General features: G+C 58.3%; 10 protein-coding genes. All 10 read left to right on the top strand.

Annotation, left to right across the window (positions count from 1 at the left end; genetic code table 11):
- The 10 genes from BLW11_RS02475 to gspF all read left to right on the top strand — a co-directional run bounded on the left by BLW11_RS02475 (window position 1) and on the right by gspF (window position 16,769).
- Window positions 1-1,572 carry an AAA family ATPase gene (locus BLW11_RS02475; protein WP_048360436.1) on the top strand — a complete coding sequence of 524 codons (1,572 nt, stop codon included), beginning with the start codon at window positions 1-3 and terminating at the stop codon, window positions 1,570-1,572.
- Between the two features lie 330 nt (window positions 1,573-1,902).
- Window positions 1,903-6,351, top strand: a complete 4,449-nt coding sequence (gene gltB, locus BLW11_RS02470; protein ID WP_048360435.1) for a glutamate synthase large subunit — start codon at window positions 1,903-1,905, stop codon at window positions 6,349-6,351.
- 33 nt (window positions 6,352-6,384) lie between these two features.
- The gene (locus BLW11_RS02465; protein WP_048360434.1) at window positions 6,385-7,803 is read left to right on the top strand and encodes an FAD-dependent oxidoreductase; all 1,419 of its coding nucleotides are present in this window, start codon (window positions 6,385-6,387) and stop codon (window positions 7,801-7,803) included.
- A 235-nt stretch (window positions 7,804-8,038) separates the two neighbouring features.
- Window positions 8,039-9,106 carry a uroporphyrinogen decarboxylase gene (gene hemE, locus BLW11_RS02460; protein WP_048360433.1) on the top strand — a complete coding sequence of 356 codons (1,068 nt, stop codon included), beginning with the start codon at window positions 8,039-8,041 and terminating at the stop codon, window positions 9,104-9,106.
- Between the two features lie 399 nt (window positions 9,107-9,505).
- A complete protein-coding gene (gene gbpA, locus BLW11_RS02455; protein ID WP_048360432.1) occupies window positions 9,506-10,978 on the top strand; it encodes an N-acetylglucosamine-binding protein GbpA in 1,473 nt (490 codons plus the stop codon).
- 72 nt (window positions 10,979-11,050) lie between these two features.
- Window positions 11,051-11,563: a cytochrome b gene (locus tag BLW11_RS02450; RefSeq protein ID WP_048360431.1), complete on the top strand. Its 513-nt coding sequence runs from the start codon at window positions 11,051-11,053 to the stop codon at window positions 11,561-11,563.
- 75 nt (window positions 11,564-11,638) lie between these two features.
- Window positions 11,639-12,151 (top strand): type II secretion system protein N, encoded by a 513-nt coding sequence (locus tag BLW11_RS02445; RefSeq protein WP_241486138.1) that lies wholly within the window; start codon window positions 11,639-11,641, stop codon window positions 12,149-12,151.
- 9 nt (window positions 12,152-12,160) lie between these two features.
- A complete protein-coding gene (gene gspD, locus BLW11_RS02440; RefSeq protein WP_048360430.1) occupies window positions 12,161-14,086 on the top strand; it encodes a type II secretion system secretin GspD in 1,926 nt (641 codons plus the stop codon).
- A complete protein-coding gene (gene gspE / locus BLW11_RS02435) occupies window positions 14,083-15,555 on the top strand; it encodes a type II secretion system ATPase GspE (protein ID WP_048360429.1) in 1,473 nt (490 codons plus the stop codon). The genes gspD and gspE overlap by 4 nt, the downstream gene beginning before the upstream one ends.
- Before the next feature lie 2 nt (window positions 15,556-15,557).
- On the top strand, window positions 15,558-16,769 hold the full coding sequence (gene gspF / locus BLW11_RS02430) for a type II secretion system inner membrane protein GspF (RefSeq protein ID WP_048360428.1): 1,212 nt from the start codon (window positions 15,558-15,560) through the stop codon (window positions 16,767-16,769).
- Window positions 16,770-16,772: the final 3 nt, after the last annotated feature.

The raw sequence follows: 16,772 nt of genomic DNA, 5'->3' as shown, positions 1-16,772 counted from the left end.
ATGACTAGTTTGCATGCCGACGAGGCGTTCCTCGGTCACTTCCAGCTCAACCATGATCCCTTTGCACCACGGGTTCCGGGCTTCAAGTTTTTCCCTGCCCAGCGCAAGCCGGTGCTCGGCCAGTTGCACCACCTTGCCCGCTACAGTCAGTTGCTTTTAGTGGTTGTCGGGCCTGAGGGCAGCGGCAAAACCTTGCTGCGCCAGGCGTTGGTCGCGAGCACCAACAAGCAGTCGGTGCAGAGTGTCGTAGTCTCGGCGCGGGGCGCTGGCGATGCCGCTGGCATCTTGCGTCAGGTGGCACAAACGCTGAATGTCGAGCGCCCCGATGTGGGTTCGATTCTCAAGCAAGTGGTGCAGCTGGCGCTCACAGGGCAGGAAGTCTACTTGCTGGTCGATGATGCCGAGCAGCTCGACGAGTCTGCGCTGGAAGCATTGCTGGCGCTGGCTGCGGGTGCGCCCGAAGGCCGTCCGCATGTGTTCCTGTTCGGCGAACCATCGATGATTGCCGGGCTTGAGGAGCTAAGCGCTGATGAAGAGCGCTTCCATGTCATTGAATTGCAGCCGTATACCCTGGATGAAACCCGCGAATATCTGGCTCAGCGCCTCGAAGGTGCCGGGGCCGGGATCGAACTCTTTAGCGCTCAGCAGATCTCAGATATACACGAGAGCTCCGAAGGCTGGCCTGGCACTATCAACCAGGTCGCCCGCGATGCAATGATCGAAGCCATGATTGCCAGCCGCTCAGCGGTCAAGCGTCCAAGTATGGGGTTCAAGATGCCTAAGAAACACGTATTGGCCATTGGTGCCGTAGTGGTAGTGGCTGTTGCCGCTGCCTTTTTGATTCCGGGTCGCAGCAAGGCGCCAGCCACACCGGGTGCCGAGCAGACTCAATTGGGTCAGGCCGCGCCGAATGGCGGTGCCCAGCCGTCGGTTGATTTCGCCGGCTCTTCACAGCCGATGCCATTGCCTCTGGTCGGCCAGTCACAGCCGGTTATGCGCGGCCCGTTGGCTGAAGCGGCTGGCGGTATCGCAGAAGGCGACGATGGTGGTGTGCCAGCAGTCGATGGCGGCGTTGCTCAGCCACCGACCGTGACCACCACTGCGCCGCCGGTTGGCGTGCCATCGGGCCCAGCGCCAGTGGCGACGCCGCGACCAACCCCAGCGCCAACTGTGGCGGTGGCCAAGCCTGCGCCAGCACCGGTCGCCAAGCCTGCTCCAGCCCCGGCAGCCAAACCAGTGGTCAAACCGGTCGAGAAACCGGTCACCCTGGCCAAGGCCGCACCGGGCGGTAGCTGGTATTCCAGCCAGCCAGCCAACAACTATGTCGTGCAGATCGTCGGCACCAGCTCTGAAGCGTCTGCGCAAAGCGTCGCTAAAGAACTGGGCGGTGATGCTCGCTACTTCAAGAAAACCTTGAACGGCAAGCCTCTGTTCGTTGTGACCTACGGCAACTTCCCAAGCCATGCTGCAGCAACTGCAGCAATCAAGAACTTGCCAGCGAAGACACAGGCTGGTAAACCTTGGCCTCGCACTGTCGCCAGCGTCCAAAAAGAGCTGGCTACAGCTCGCTGATGATCCGGCGACCTTACCCAGGTCGCCGTTCTAGTCCATCAAACATCCTGCTTGAGCATGCGACTTCTAAGTCGTGTGCCTTGTGGTGTCTGCGCCGTGTGGCGGTCAACATCAAAAATGTTTTGACTAGCACGACCAATCGCTTTAAACCTTCATAAATGCGACATGAATTTACGGTTAGTCGCCGCTTAATTTGTGGGCCTTTACGGCGGTGTGTAGAATGACCACCCTTTTGCCCCTGCCAAGCTGGCGTACGTTCAGCGCGGGGAGCAAGTGGTTGAATTAAAAGAAATTTGCCCCTTTTTGGGGCAGCCTGGTGAGAAAGTGTCTATGAAAGCAGGTCTGTACCACCCCGATGAATTCAAGGATAACTGTGGTTTCGGCCTGATTGCCCATATGCAGGGCGAGCCCAGTCATACCCTATTGCAAACCGCCATTGAAGCCCTGACCTGCATGACCCACCGCGGTGGGATCAACGCAGACGGCAAGACCGGTGACGGTTGTGGCCTGCTGATTCAAAAGCCTGATCTGTTCTTGCGCGCAACCGCCAAAGAGCAGTTCGGTGCTGATCTACCCAAGCAATACGCGGTCGGCATGGTGTTTTTCAACCAGGACCCGATCAAGGCCGAAGCGGCCCGCGGCAACATGAATCGCGAAATCCTCGCGGCCGGCCTGCAACTGGTGGGCTGGCGCAAGGTGCCAATCGATACCAGCGTTCTGGGCCGTCTGGCACTGGAGCGTTTGCCGCAGATCGAGCAAGTGTTTATCGCAGGCGATGGCCTGAGCGATCAGGACATGGCGATCAAACTGTTCAGCGCCCGTCGCCGTTCTTCGGTGAGCAACGCGGCTGATACCGATCACTACATCTGCAGCTTTTCCCACAAGACCATCATTTACAAAGGCCTGATGATGCCGGCGGACCTTACCGCCTTCTATCCGGACCTGAGCGATGAGCGTCTGCAAACCGCGATTTGCGTGTTCCACCAGCGCTTTTCCACCAATACCTTGCCGAAATGGCCGCTGGCTCAGCCATTCCGCTTTCTTGCCCACAACGGCGAGATCAACACCATCACCGGCAACCGTAACTGGGCTCAGGCCCGTCGCACCAAGTTTGCCAACGACCTGATCGGCGACCTCGACGAGCTCGGCCCGCTGGTTAACCGCGTGGGTTCTGACTCCTCCAGCATGGACAACATGCTGGAGCTGATGGTCACCGGCGGCATCGACCTGTTCCGTGGCGTGCGCATGCTGATTCCACCCGCGTGGCAGAACGTTGAAACCATGGACCCCGATCTGCGGGCGTTCTATGAGTACAACTCCATGCACATGGAGCCGTGGGACGGCCCGGCTGGCGTAGTAATGACCGACGGTCGTTACGCGGTCTGCCTGCTCGACCGTAACGGCTTGCGCCCGGCGCGCTGGGTGACGACGACCAACGGCTACATCACCATCGCTTCGGAAATCGGCGTATGGGACTACAAGCCTGAAGACGTGATCGCCAAAGGCCGCGTGGGGCCGGGTCAGATCCTGGCCGTTGACACCGAAACCGGTCAGGTGCTGGACACCGATTCCATCGACAACCGCTTGAAGTCGCGCCACCCGTACAAACAGTGGCTGCGCAAGAATGCCTTGCGCATTCAGGCCACCATTGACGACCACGACCACGGTTCAGCGTTTTACGACGTCGATCAGCTCAAGCAATACATGAAGATGTACCAGGTCACGTTCGAAGAGCGCGATCAGGTGCTGCGTCCATTGGGCGAACAAGGTTACGAAGCTGTAGGCTCGATGGGTGATGACACGCCAATGGCCGTGCTGTCCCAGCGCGTGCGCACGCCGTACGACTACTTCCGCCAGCAGTTCGCGCAGGTCACCAACCCGCCGATCGACCCGCTGCGTGAAGCCATCGTCATGTCGCTCGAGATCTGCCTCGGTGCCGAGCGCAACATCTTCCAGGAATCGCCGGAGCATGCCTCCCGCGTCATCCTCAGTTCGCCAGTGATCTCGCCTGCCAAATGGCGTTCGCTGATGAACCTCGACCTGCCGGGCTTTGAGCGTCAGATCATCGACCTCAACTACGACGAAAGCGTCGGTCTTGAAGCGGCCGTGCGCAACATTGCCGATCAGGCCGAAGAAGCTGCCCGCGCTGGCCGTACGCAGATTGTTCTGAGCGACCGTCATATCGCGCCGGGCAAGCTGCCAGTTCACGCCTCGTTGGCTGTGGGCGCTGTGCATCACCGCCTGACCGAAAAAGGCCTGCGTTGCGACAGTAACATCCTGGTCGAAACCGCGACCGCCCGCGATCCGCATCACTTTGCAGTGCTGATCGGTTTCGGCGCCTCGGCGGTGTACCCGTTCCTGGCATATGAAGTGCTGGGTGATTTGATCCGCACCGGTGAAGTCCTGGGCGACCTCTATGAGGTGTTCAAGAACTACCGCAAAGGCATCACCAAGGGCTTGCTCAAGATCTTGTCGAAAATGGGCATCTCGACCATTGCTTCGTACCGTGGTGCGCAGCTGTTCGAAGCCATCGGCCTGTCCGAAGAAATTTGCGACCTGAGTTTCCGTGGCGTGCCAAGCCGCATCAAGGGCGCCCGTTTCATTGACCTTGAAGCTGAACAAAAGCTGCTGGCGGCCGAAGCCTGGAGCGCGCGCAAGCCGATCCAGCAAGGCGGTCTGCTCAAGTACGTCCATGGTGGCGAATACCACGCCTACAACCCGGACGTGGTGGCCACCCTGCAAGCCGCCGTGCAACAGGGCGACTACAGCAAGTTCAAGGAATACACCGCCCTGGTCGACAAGCGCCCGGTGTCGATGATCCGCGACCTGTTCAAGGTCAAGACCCTCGATACGCCGCTGTCCATCGACGACATCGAACCGCTGGACTCGATCCTCAAGCGCTTCGACTCGGCCGGTATCTCGCTGGGCGCCCTGTCGCCAGAGGCCCACGAAGCTCTGGCTGAAGCCATGAACCGTTTGGGCGCACGCTCCAACTCCGGTGAAGGCGGCGAAGACCCTGCGCGTTACGGCACCATCAAAAGCTCGAAAATCAAGCAAGTGGCCACTGGCCGTTTTGGTGTGACCCCGGAGTACCTGGTCAACGCCGAAGTGCTGCAAATCAAGGTTGCCCAAGGCGCCAAGCCGGGTGAGGGCGGGCAACTGCCGGGCGGTAAGGTCAACGGCCTGATCGCCAAACTGCGTTATGCCGTACCGGGCGTCACCCTGATTTCACCACCGCCGCACCACGACATCTATTCCATCGAAGACTTGTCACAGCTGATCTTTGACTTGAAACAAGTCAATCCGAAAGCGCTGGTCTCGGTGAAGCTGGTAGCAGAAGCGGGTGTAGGCACCATCGCGGCAGGCGTGGCCAAGGCTTATGCTGACCTGATCACCATCTCCGGCTATGACGGCGGCACCGGTGCATCACCGCTGACCTCCATCAAGTACGCGGGCGCTCCGTGGGAGCTGGGCCTGGCGGAAACCCACCAGACCCTGCGCGGCAACGATCTGCGCGGCAAAGTGCGGGTACAGACCGACGGCGGCCTGAAAACCGGCCTGGACGTGATCAAGGCAGCCATTCTGGGCGCTGAAAGCTTCGGCTTCGGCACCGCGCCGATGATCGCCCTGGGTTGCAAATACCTGCGTATTTGCCATCTGAACAACTGCGCCACCGGCGTCGCGACCCAGAACGAATCGCTGCGTAAAAACCACTACATCGGCACTGTCGACATGGTGATCAACTTCTTCACCTACGTGGCTGAAGAGACCCGCGAGTGGCTGGCCAAACTGGGTGTGCGCACCCTGGAAGAGCTGATCGGGCGTACCGACCTGCTGGAAATCCTGCAGGGCGAGACCGCCAAACAGCACAACCTGGACCTGTCGCCACTGCTGGGCAGCGACCATATCCCGGCCGACAAGCCGCAGTTCTGCCAGGTAGAGCGCAACCCTCCATTCGACAAAGGCCTGCTGGCCGAGAAGATGGTCGATCTGGCCACTTCAGCCATCAACGACATGAGCGGCGCCGAGTTCGACCTCGACATCTGCAACTGTGACCGTTCGATTGGTGCACGTATCTCGGGCGAAATCGCCCGTGCTCACGGCAACCAGGGCATGGCCAAAGCACCGATCACCTTCCGCTTCAAAGGCACTGCAGGTCAGAGCTTTGGTGTGTGGAACGCCGGTGGTTTGAACATGTACCTGCAAGGCGATGCCAACGACTACGTAGGCAAAGGCATGACCGGCGGTAAGCTGGTGATAGTTCCGCCTGTAGGCAGTATCTACAAAACTCAGGACAGCGCCATTATCGGCAACACCTGCCTGTACGGCGCAACCGGCGGCAAGCTGTTTGCAGCGGGCACGGCGGGCGAGCGTTTCGCGGTGCGTAACTCCGGTGCTCACACCGTGGTTGAAGGCACAGGCGATCACTGCTGCGAATACATGACCGGCGGTTTCGTCTGCGTCTTGGGCAAAACCGGTTACAACTTCGGCTCAGGCATGACAGGCGGTTTCGCCTATGTGCTGGATCAGGACAACACCTTCGTCGACCGGGTGAACCACGAGCTGGTGGAAATCCAGCGGATCAGCGGCGAAGCGATGGAGGCATATCGCAACCATCTGCAACACGTGCTGGACGAATACGTTGAGGAAACCAATAGCGAGTGGGGTCGCAACCTCTCGGAAAACCTCGATGATTACTTGCGTCGTTTCTGGATGGTCAAGCCCAAGGCTGCCAGCTTGAAATCGCTGCTTTCCAGCATCCGTGCCAACCCGCAGTGATATGCGCCTGAAAAGTTTGATGAGGTTTTAACCATGGCTGAACGTCTGAGTAACGACTTCCAGTTCATCGATGTCGGGCGCAAAGATCCGAAGAAGAAACTGTTACGTCAACGCAAAAAAGAGTTCGTGGAAATCTACGAACCCTTCAAACCCCAGCAGTCGGCCGAGCAGGCCCACCGCTGCCTGGGTTGTGGCAACCCGTACTGTGAATGGAAATGCCCTGTGCATAACTTCATTCCCAACTGGCTCAAGCTGGTGGCCGAGGGCAACATCCTCGCCGCCGCCGAACTGTCGCACCAGACCAACACCCTGCCCGAAGTGTGTGGCCGGGTATGCCCGCAAGACCGTCTGTGCGAGGGTGCCTGCACCCTGAACGACGGTTTTGGCGCCGTGACCATCGGCTCGGTGGAGAAGTACATCACTGACACGGCCTTCGCCATGGGCTGGCGCCCGGACATGTCCAAAGTCGTACCGACCGGCAAGCGTGTGGCGATCATCGGTGCCGGCCCTGCGGGCCTTGGCTGTGCCGACGTGCTGGTGCGTGGGGGCGTGACCCCGGTGGTCTTCGATAAGAACCCGGAAATCGGCGGTCTGCTGACCTTCGGCATCCCGGAATTCAAGCTCGAAAAAACCGTACTGAGCCACCGCCGCGAAGTGTTTACCGGCATGGGTATCGAGTTCCGTCTCAATACCGAAATCGGCAAGGACATCAGCATGGAACAGCTGCTGGCCGAGTACGACGCCGTGTTTATGGGCATGGGCACCTACACCTACATGAAGGGCGGTTTTGCCGGTGAAGACCTGCCAGGCGTGCACGATGCGCTGGATTTCCTGATCGCCAACGTCAACCGCAACCTGGGCTTTGAAAAGTCGCCGGAAGACTTCGTCGACATGAAAGGCAAAAAGATTGTGGTACTGGGCGGTGGCGACACGGCCATGGACTGCAACCGGACTTCGATTCGTCAGGGCGCCAAATCGGTGACCTGTGCGTATCGTCGTGACGAAGCCAACATGCCCGGCTCGCGTAAAGAAGTGAAGAACGCCAAGGAAGAGGGAGTGAAGTTCCTCTACAACCGTCAGCCGATCGCCATTGTGGGTGAAGGCAAGGTTCAAGGCGTGAAGGTGGTCGAGACCCGTCTCGGCGAGCCGGATGCCCGTGGCCGTCGCAGCCCTGAGCCGATTCCGGGTTCCGAAGAGATCGTTCCGGCAGACGCCGTGATCATCGCGTTTGGTTTCCGCCCGAGCCCGGCTTCATGGTTCGACCAGTTCGAGATCCAGACCGACAGCCAGGGCCGCGTGATTGCGCCTGAACAGTCGCAGTTCAAGCACCAGACCAGCCACCCGAAGATTTTTGCCGGTGGTGACATGGTGCGCGGTTCTGACCTGGTAGTGACCGCGATCTTCGAAGGCCGTACTGCGGCTGAAGGGATCATGGATTACCTGGGCGTGTAACCCGATCCCCTGTAGCCGCTGCCGCAGGCTGCGATCGAGCCCGAAGGGGTCGCTCTTCTCCCTGAAGAGCGAAGGTCCTTCGGCCCTTTTCGCAGCCTTCGGCAGCGGCTACAGGAAACTGTATTTGCGGGTAAAACCGCGTCAAATCGCCCCGATAGATAAAAGGCACGGCACTTGCCGTGCCTTTTGCGTCCGTCTCTGAGAAAATGCCCCCACTTTTTTTCCGGATGCTGACATGACTGTTCTCAAGAATGACCGTTTCCTTCGCGCTTTGCTCAAGCAACCCGTAGACGTAACGCCTGTCTGGATGATGCGTCAGGCCGGCCGCTACCTGCCGGAGTACCGTGCCAGCCGCGCCAAGGCCGGCGATTTCATGAGCCTGTGCAAGAACGCCGAATTCGCGTGTGAAGTCACCATGCAGCCTCTGGACCGCTTCCCACAGCTGGATGCGGCCATCTTGTTCTCCGATATCCTGACCATCCCTGATGCGATGGGCCAGGGCCTGTATTTTGAAACCGGCGAAGGTCCTCGCTTTAAAAAGGTCGTCAGTACCCTGGCCGACATCGAAGCGTTGCCGATTCCCGACCCGCATAAAGACCTCGGCTACGTGATGAACGCCGTCAGCACCATTCGCAAAGAGCTGAATGGTCGCGTGCCCCTGATCGGATTCTCGGGCAGCCCGTGGACCCTGGCCACCTACATGGTTGAAGGCGGTTCGTCCAAGGACTTCCGCAAAACCAAGGCCATGCTCTATGACACCCCGCAGGCTATGCACTTGCTGCTCGACAAGCTGGCGCAGTCGGTGACTTCGTACCTTAATGCCCAGATCCTGGCCGGCGCGCAAGCGGTCCAGATCTTCGATACCTGGGGCGGCAACCTGTCGTCAGCGGCATACCAGGAATTCTCCCTGGCATACATGCGCAAAATCGTCAGCGGCCTGATCCGCGAGCACGAAGGCCGCAAAGTGCCGGTCATCCTGTTCACCAAGAACGGCGGTCTGTGGCTTGAAAGCATTGCCGACGCAGGCGCTGACGCCTTGGGTCTGGACTGGACGTGCGACCTGGGTGAAGCCCGCAAGCGTGTGGGCAACAAGGTTGCGCTGCAAGGCAACATGGACCCGACCGTGCTGTACGCCAACCCGGAGGCGATCCGCACCGAGGTTAAGCGCATCCTGGCCAGCTACGGCAACGGTTCGGGCCACGTGTTCAACCTGGGTCATGGCATTACCCCTGAAGTGAAGCCAGAACACGCAGGCGCCTTTATCAGCGCTGTACACGAGTTTTCGGGCCAGTATCACGAGTAAGGTTGATTGATTAAAAAACCCGGCAAATGCCGGGTTTTTTTTGGCGTTTTTTTATAGCGGTACTTGTGTTGGTATATGGATGATAGTCATCCAAACAGCTCTTAAGTTTCCTACAAGTATGTAGGAAATTCCCTGCATACATATTTTCCAATGCCCGTAAAATCTGACAGCCATTTATTTATGTGTCGCAGCGAAAGATATTATTTTGCTGTGGGATTTTTCCTTGATAGTTACCAATTTTTAATCGGTGCAAATTGTAGTTATATGTTGCGAATAATTAACAATAACTAAATTGCCATCGTTTTTTGTGATGTTGCGTGTGTTGCGTGTGTTGCTTGAGTGTGTGGTGCCAAAAGTAGCAGTCGTAACGACTGCTTAATAAGAACTAAGGAACTTTATATGAAATTTGCACTTTCTAAGCATCGGGCTTTGATGGGGTGTGCATCTTCGCTGCCACTGTTGGCTTCGCTGTTCGCGTCGCAGCAGGTGGTGGCACATGGTTACTTGAGCGAGCCACCTTCGCGTGCTTATGCCTGCCGGTTGGCCCTGAATACCAACTGTGGGCCGGCAGAATATGAGCCGCAAACAGTGGGCGAGGCCCCCAAGGGGTTCCCTGCATTTGGACCTGCCGATGGCAAGATTCCAAGCGGTGGCAATGCCATGTTTTCGGCTCTGGATGCGCAGTCTGCCACCCGCTGGCATCTGACTGAAATCAAGGACCGCGAAATAGAATTCAGCTGGTTCTATACCGCAGCCCATAAAAGTACCAAGTGGGAATACTTCGTCACCAAAACCGATTGGAACCCTAATCAACCCCTCACCCGCGATGACTTCGACTTAACCCCATTTTGCAGCGTTGAAGGCGGTGGTGGTGTGCCGATTGACGGCGCAGCGGGTGGCAACGGCCCGGCAGCCAAAAAGCACGCCTGTGTGATTCCGGCTGACCGTGTTGGCCAGCATGTAATTCTGGGTGCCTGGACAGTCGATGACACCGCGGCAGCTTTTTACGACGTGGTGGATGTCAATATTACCGCCGAGGGATCAACGCCTGATGGCTGGACCAAAGTCGGCGCATTGACGCCGACTCATCCCTTGTTGCCAGGCGACACCGTGAAGGCCCGAGCTTTTACCGGTAGCGCTGAAAGTGCTGAATACAGCTTCTCGGTCGGTATCGATTCAGTGGAAGAAGGCCAGCCAGAGAACTGGTCCTTCAAGCTGGCGCAAACCGTTAACGCGGCTGACAAGTCAGTCCGAGCGGGTGTTCGCAACGAAGAAGGCACCATTGAGCCGATCAAAGGCGCCAATACCTTCTATGCCAAAGCTGAGAGCGGTGTCACCAACTACCAGTTGCAGGTTCTTATGGTTCAAGACCCGGCAGCCTATATGCACGTGCATGATGTCGCTGCTGAGTACGTGTTGGACAAAGGCAAGGGTACTGTTGGCCTGACCCTGATGACCAATAAAAATATTACGGTTGAAGCGACGGTTTACAACGAAGCCAATAAGCAAGTGGGCTACACCAAGCAAACCGTTAACGCGACCACTGCGCCGTTGAGCGTAGCGGTTAGCAGCGCCCCGGGTGCCCACTCCCTGAAGCTGATTGCGAGCAGCGCAGATGGTCGTGAAAACTTCCAGGAATTGAAAGTTCTGAACCTGACCGGTGAAGGTGGCGGTCAGGAGTACGACGCCATCTACCCGGAAGGTTTCAAGGCTTACAAGGCAGGCACCACTGTGTTGCAGCCAAAAAATGGCCAGGTGTACGAATGTAAGCCGTGGCCGGTTTCGGGTTACTGCGCACAATATTCGCCTACCGCCACCCAGTATGAACCGGGTATCGGATCGCATTGGGACATGGCCTGGACTGAGAAGTAAGCAGTCCTGAATAACACCGAGCTGTTTGTGATGAGCGGCTCGGTTTGTTAAACGGCAAGGAAATAATCTTCGATGAAGGCTGTTGACTATTCAGCTTTGCAAAAAGTACTGCATGCACTTTCGGCACTACTGATTCTGTGGTTGATGGTGTCGGGCTTTTCTGTGGGGCTTATCAGTGAGGCCGCTCGTTATAAACAGGTAATTGGAAATTTTAATGTGTCGTTGAGCCTGTTGCTGATGCCACTTTTTATACTCAGGTTTTATGTGTCTTTTGGTCGAGGTTTTCCGGCGGCTGTGGACGTTAATAATATTGAATCCTGGCTGGCTTTTATTATTCACACAATGATGTATCTGACGGTTGTTACGGTTCTGGTTTCAGGTGTTTTGATGATGGACAGACCGATCGGATTTTTTAATGTTGTCAGTGTCCCTCAACCGTTTGACAGCAGTGAGGTTCATGAATTTTTTGCGCTTATTCATACGCAGGCCTGCGCAATATTGGTGTTGTTGGTGAGCGTGCATGTGGCGGCAGTAATCAAACACCACCGTTCGGGTCGACCGATCATCAAGCGCATGTTTTCGTGAAGCGCAATCGAACAATAGGGTTTACCGGGACTGCAAAGGCATCCAGATGAGACGGTTTTGAACACATGTAAACGCATGATCAATCGCTATGGGGCATCTGCAATGGGTTGCGCGCTGCTGGCATTGCCTTTGGGCTATGGCAGTTATTTGGCGTGGCAAGAACAACAGTATCGCGATGCCTTGAGTTCGGTGCGCGTGCTTGCACCCATCAGTGCGTTGGTTGCGCCAGCGCCCGAGCCATTCAAACCCGAGGCGATTGCTACGGTCCTGGGCCTCAACGCTCAAAATACCTGGGTGCAGAGCGCAGAAGCCTTGCAGTTGCGGGCCAGTTTTGTGTCGACTCAAGGTCCGTCTCAAGCGCTGTTGGCAGGCGCGCAAAGTAGCCGTTTCTACTCGGTGGGTGATCAATTGCCCGGTGGCAGCGTTTTGCGTCGTGTCGAGGTTGGTCATGTGGTGCTGTGGCGAAATGGTCGTGAAGAGCGCCTGAGCCTCAAACCCGCAAGTCGGCATGTGTTACCCGCACGGGCCGGCGGCCCTGAACCGCAAGCCACTTCCGTCCATCTGCGGCCCCTCGTCGACCAACCTTAGAGAAACCCCATGACCCCATTCAATACGTTAGGCATTGGCCGTCTTGTGGCATACGGTGCGATGTCCTGTGTGTTGCTGTTTCAATCGGCGGCCTTTGCCGCTGGGCAGTACTGGAAGTTGGCAATGAAGGATGCCGAGCTGCGTGATGTGGTGCAGGAAATGTCTGCAGTACTGGGCACAACCGTGGTGCTTGATCCTCGGGTGCAGGGGCGAATCACGGTGATCTCCGAGCAGGAGCTGGACCGCGAAGGCGTGCGCCGATTGTTCTACTCAGTGCTTGATGCTCAGGGGTTCTCCATCATCGATCAAGGCGACCGGTTATTGATCATTCCTGCGGCCGAGGCCAAAGCCCAGGCAGGTTATGCAGACACCCAATCTGCCCCGGCCCAGGCATTTGTCACCCGTGTGATCGAACTCAATACCAGCGTGGCCGCCGACCTTGCGGGCCTGTTGCGGCCCCTGGTGTCGAGCAATGGCTACGTAGGGCCTTCAGCTTCGGCCAATGCGCTGATCATCACCGATACCGCGGCCAATACGCGTCGTATTGTCGATATCGTTCGACAACTGGATGCCGGTACGCGCTATGACCACTCCGTGGTCGGGCTCAAGCATGGGCTGGCCAGCGACATTGCCAAGGTCATGGAGCAGTCGCTGGATAAAAAAGCCACGGGCGCCAGCAGCCAGGTGATTGCGGACGTGTCGGCCAATCGCCTGGTGATTTTGGGCAGTGAAGCGGTACGCAAGCGTTTAAGCACCCTTGCCCGTTCGCTTGACACGCCAGCCAACGCCCAGCAAGGAAATTCACGGGTCATTCGTTTGCGCCACAGTGACGCCAAGCAACTGGCCGAGGTGCTGGCTGCGGTAGGTCAAGGCATGAAGCAAGAAACGGCCTTGGCCGGTGCCACTCAAAAAGTGTCGTCCCGTGAGGTCATGGTGGCGGCCGATGCCAGTCAAAACGCCTTGGTGCTGATGGCCGATGCCGCGCAGGTTCGAGCCCTGGAAAACATCGTGCGCCAACTCGACCAGCCGCGCTCGCAGGTGTTGATCCACGCTGCGATTGTCGAAATCTCTGGCGACATCGTTGAAACCCTTGGTGTGCAATGGGGTATGAACACCGGGGGGGCCAAAGGTGGAATTAATTTCCCTGGCACCAATATCCAGATCGGTGCGCTGTCGGGTAGCGAAGCCAAACTGCCCGAAGGGGCAGTGCTGCAAGTGGGCGGTGATCGCTTCAATGCACTGATATCGGCTTTGGCCAGCGATACCAACAACAACGTGTTGTCCACGCCGAGCCTGCTGACCCTGGACAATCAGGAGGCGGAAATTCTGGTGGGACAAAACGTGCCCTTAAAGACCAGTACTCAGCCCAGTACAGGTAACGGCACCAACAACCCCTATACGACTTTTACCCGTCAAGACATCGGCATCAGCCTCAAAATCAAACCGCACATCAACGACGGCAGCTCGCTGCGCCTGGAAGTCGAGCAGGAGAACTCCGAGATAGCGACTACCTTGCAAGGCCTCGACTCGACCGACCTGATCACCAACAAGCGCTCTTTAAAAAGCACCATTCTGGCCGAAGACGGTGAAATTATCGTGATCGGCGGATTGATCAAAGACAGCATCCGCACCCAACAAAGCGGTGTGCCGTTATTGCGCAGCATTCCGTATCTAGGCGCCTTGTTTCGCTGGAGCAAAGACACCCACACCAAAACCAATTTGATGGTCTTTTTGCGCCCGACCATTGTGCGCAGCAAACACGATATTCGTGAGATCAGCGAAAGCCGTTACAACGCCTTGCGCAACCTCAGTCAGCCGGCCGACAAAGGTAAAAATTCGTTGTTGTTACCCGGCGACCCGCAACAAATGTTCGAGGGCAGCATGCAAGACCCGTCCACGATGGATCTGCGTCAGCCCAAAGCACTCCGTCCATGACCCAGCCAACCGCACGTTTGCCTTTCAGCTTCGCCCGGCGTTTCGGGGTGCTGCTGGACGCTGCGACCAGCCCGGCCACCTTGTTGATTCGGGCAGATACACCCTTGACCGCGCTGGCCGAAGCGCGGCGCTGGGCAGGGCTTGAGGCGGTGATGCAATTGATAGCCGATGGGGAGTTCAGCGAACGCCTGGCCAACAGCTACAGCGCCGGCCAAAGCGCAGCAGAGCAAGTGGCCCAAGGGTTGGACGACGAGCTCGACCTGATGAGCCTGGCCGAGCAAGTACCACAAACGGCCGACCTGCTGGAGCAAGAGGGGGACGCGCCGATCATTCGTCTGATCAACGCTTTATTACGTGAAGCCATGCGCGAGAAAGCTTCGGACGTACACCTTGAAACCTTCGAACATTACCTGTCGGTTCGCATGCGTATCGACGGTCAACTGCGCGAAGTGCTCAGGCCCAAGCGCGAACTGGCCAACTTGCTGGTATCGCGAATCAAGGTCATGGCCCGGCTGGACATCGCTGAAAAGCGCGTGCCCCAGGATGGCCGTATCAGCTTGCGCCTCGCCGGGCATGAAGTGGATGTGCGGGTCTCGACCTTGCCCTCGGCCCATGGCGAGCGCGTAGTGATGCGTTTACTCGACAAGCAGGCCGGGCGTCTGGACCTCAAATGCCTGGGCATGCACGCCACCACCCTGAACCGGTTTGAGCAGATCCTGGCGCGCCCGCACGGGATCTTTTTGGTGACCGGCCCCACGGGCTCGGGCAAAACCACCAGCCTGTATGCCGCCCTCAGCCATCTCAACCACCCGAACCGCAATATCCTGACGGTCGAAGACCCGGTGGAATATCACCTGCCAGGCATCGGCCAAACGCCGGTCAACACCAAGGCCGACATGACGTTCGCTCGTGGCTTGCGGGCGATTTTGCGCCAGGACCCGGATGTGGTCATGGTCGGTGAAATCCGCGATCGAGAAACCGCAGAAATCGCCGTGCAAGCCTCGTTGACCGGGCACCTTGTGCTGTCGACCCTGCACACCAACAGCGCTATCGGTGCCGTCACCCGGCTGGTGGACATGGGGGTCGATGCCTACCTGCTGGCTTCGTCTCTGGTCGGGGTATTGGCCCAGCGCCTGCTGCGCACCCTGTGCCCTGACTGCAAAGTCCCTTACCCCGCCGACCCGCCAACCTGCACCCGGCTCGGGCTCGACGCCCAAGCCACTCCGACTCTGTATCGCGCGCAGGGCTGTACTCACTGCCAGCAAGGCTACCGCGGGCGTACCGGTATCTACGAGTTGGTCAGCATCAACGCGGTCCTGGCCGACTTGATCCACCAGGGTGCCAGTGAACCTGACTTGGCACGGGAGGCGCGCGAACGATCACCCAGCCTGTTTCAAGACGGTCAGCGGTTAGTGCTTGAGGGCCTGACCAGCCTCGACGAACTGCTGCGCGTCACCCAGGCGGACTGAGCATGCCAGCCTTTGAGTATCAGGCGCAGGACGCCAACGGACGCAACTGCCGTGGCCTGCAAGAGGCTGATAGCGCTCGCCATGCACGGCAGATTTTGCGCGAGCGGGGCTTGCGCATCAGCCGCTTGAGCGGAGCCAAAAAAAGCCGCCACAGCGGTCGGCATGCGCAGGCCGGTACGCGGCTTGGAGCCAGTGACCTGGCCCTGCTCACACGCCAATTGTCGACCCTGATTCAGGCCGGTTTGCCACTGGAAGAAGCCTTGGCCGCGGTGACTGCGCAAAGTGAAAAAACTGTGGTGAGCAACGTGTTGGCCGCCGTGCGCAGTCGAGTGATCGAAGGCCATGCGCTGGCCACAGCGCTGTCGGCGTTCCCGCGCGCGTTCCCCGAGCTGTTCCGCGCCACGGTCGCCGCCGGTGAGCGCAGCGGCCATCTTGGCCAGGTGCTGGAGCGACTGGCCGACTACACCGAAGCCCGCCAGGCCTCGCGCCAAAAGATTCAGCTGGCATTGGTCTACCCGATGATCCTGATGTTCGCCTCGGTGGCCATCGTCGGCTTTTTGCTCGGTTATGTGGTGCCCGACGTGGTCAAAATATTTATCAACAGCGGCCAGCCGTTGCCCGCGCTGACCCAAGCCATGATCGCCACGAGCAGCGGTTTACGCCGCTATGGCTGGCTGCTTCTGATGCTGTTGATCGCGGGCACAGGTGCAGCCCGTTGGGCCTTGCGCCAACCCCGGCTCAAGCTGCGCTGGCATGTGCTGCAACTCAACCTGCCGCTGGTGGGCCCAGTGCTGCGAGCGATGGAAGCCGCGCGCTTTGCCAGCACCCTGGCAATTTTGGGCAAGAGCGCCGTGCCGCTGGTGGATGCCCTGGAAATCTCGGCCACGGTGATTGCCAACCTGGCTATTCGCCAACGCATGCTTGATGTCGCCCGTTCCGTACGAGAAGGCGGCACCCTGGCCCGAGGGCTGGAACGCAGTGGCGATATCCCCCCGATGATGCTGCACCTGATCGCCAGCGGTGAGCGTGTCGGTGAGCTGGACAGCATGCTGGCGCGCGCCGCCGAGCAGCAGGAAAAAAACCTCGCGGCGCGCATCGCGCTGGTGGTGAGTTTGTTTGAACCGATCATGTTGGTGCTGATGGGCGGCGTTGTCTTGCTGATCGTCATGGCCATTTTGTTGCCGATTCTTAGCCTCAATCAACTGGTGAATTAACTG

This window comes from Pseudomonas deceptionensis (assembly GCF_900106095.1).
Lineage (GTDB): Bacteria > Pseudomonadota > Gammaproteobacteria > Pseudomonadales > Pseudomonadaceae > Aquipseudomonas > Aquipseudomonas deceptionensis.
This window is presented reverse-complemented; position numbering and strand designations above follow the sequence as displayed.